Annotated in this window: 2 protein-coding genes; both read right to left on the bottom strand. The window is 55.8% G+C overall.

Translation table 11 applies throughout. The features are described from left to right. On the bottom strand, nucleotides 1–168 hold a 168-nt coding region (locus AC1DWI_RS25635; RefSeq protein ID WP_477726253.1), incomplete at its 3' end, for an RsfS/YbeB/iojap family protein. A 29-nt stretch (nucleotides 169–197) separates the two neighbouring features. Then, nucleotides 198–634, bottom strand: a 437-nt coding sequence (locus tag AC1DWI_RS25630; protein ID WP_477726252.1) for a nicotinate-nicotinamide nucleotide adenylyltransferase, incomplete at its 5' end; no start/stop codon positions are given.

The raw sequence follows: 634 nt of genomic DNA, 5'->3' as shown, positions 1-634 counted from the left end.
GCCGGAGGCGATGATCACGCGCTCGAACAGTGACGTAATGTGCTCCGTGTCAAACACCTGGATGTCCTGCGCCTTGACGTCTTCCAGACCGTCAATGATGGCACGCTGCAGTTTCTGCACGTCCTTTTTGTCGGCGGCGGCGGAGGTTTTGACGGTGGTGGATGTCATGCAGTGTTTTGCTTCGATAAAGTGGGAAATTAATGGGAACCGTACAGCTGGTGAAGTGAAATATAACGCGCAACGGCTTCAGGGACCAACTGGGTAATTCCCCCTGTCACCGCGGCTCCGGAGGCCATTAACTGGCGAATCTGGGTGGCGCTGACAGGCATCAGGGGAAGATTGAGCAGGACAAAACGGTTGCTGCGGCTTTCGTAGGACTCAAATTGAGCTCCAGCCAGCGTGGATTGTGCGCGATCAGCTATACAAATTATAGCGAGGTCAAGAATGTCCTGCCACCGGTGCCATTGCCTGAAGACGGCAAACTGGTCTGCGCCAATGAACAGGTAAAGCTGGGCGCCCGGATTCTCCTCCTGGAGCGCCAAAAGCGTGTCAATGGTGAAAGTCGGCCCGCTGCGTTCAACCTCGCGCGCATCCACCCGAACGCCAGAAATATCGCCAATAGCCAGTCTGGCCA

The sequence above is a fragment of the Polaromonas sp. P3_C2 genome, assembly GCF_056402675.1.
Note: the sequence above shows the minus strand (reverse complement) of the source record. Positions and strands in the feature narration are given on the sequence as shown.